The organism is Vibrio sp. 10N.286.51.E5 (assembly GCF_041469125.1).
Lineage (GTDB): Bacteria > Pseudomonadota > Gammaproteobacteria > Enterobacterales > Vibrionaceae > Vibrio > Vibrio crassostreae_C.
Map to the genome: position 1 here is coordinate 1,229 of NZ_JBFRJZ010000118.1, position 783 is coordinate 2,011.

The window sequence follows — 783 nt, forward strand, 5'->3', positions numbered from 1 at the left end:
GCCCTCTTGATTCGGTTTACCCCATCGTTTACCTGGACTGCATTGTTGTGAAGGTGCGCCAAAATAAGCAAGTCATCAACAAAGCCATTTACCTTGCTCTCGGCGTCAATATGGAAGGTCAGAAAGAACTTCTTGGGATGTGGATGTCCGAAACTGAAGGCGCGAAGTTCTGGCTCAGTGTACTTACAGAGCTTCAAAATCGGGGTGTGAATGATATCCTCATCGCTTGTGTTGATGGCCTCAAGGGCTTTCCTGATGCCATCAATGCCGTTTATCCAAAAACTCAAATCCAGCTCTGTATCGTACACATGGTACGAAACTCAATGAAATACGTTCCGTGGAAAGACTACAAGACCATTACCGCAGACTTAAAGGAAATCTATCAAGCTACGACTGAAGATGAAGCACTGTTGGCGTTAGAGCACTTTGGTGATAAATGGGATGACAAGTACCCTCAAATCAGTCGCTCATGGACGGCTCATTGGGATAATCTCAATACTCTGTTCAGCTACCCTCAAGATATCCGTAGAGCTATCTATACAACGAATGCGATTGAATCTCTGAACAGCGTTATAAGAAAAGCGACTAAGAAGCGTAAACTGTTCCCGACAGATGAATCGGCAAGAAAGGTGGTGTACCTAGCGATAATGGATGCTTCCAAGAGATGGACAATGCCAATCCATCACTGGAAACAAGCTCTAAACCGCTTTATGATTATGTTCGAAGACCGACTAACTGAATACTTATAACCAAGAGCAGTTACACAAAATTATTTACAGGGTC

1 protein-coding gene is annotated in these 783 nt (G+C 43.8%); it reads left to right on the top strand.

Features of this window, described 5'->3' with window-relative positions; all coding sequences use genetic code 11:
- On the top strand, positions 1 to 749 hold a 749-nt coding region (locus AB4161_RS22740; protein WP_372084404.1), incomplete at its 5' end, for an IS256 family transposase.
- Between the last annotated feature and the right edge of the window lie 34 nt (positions 750 to 783).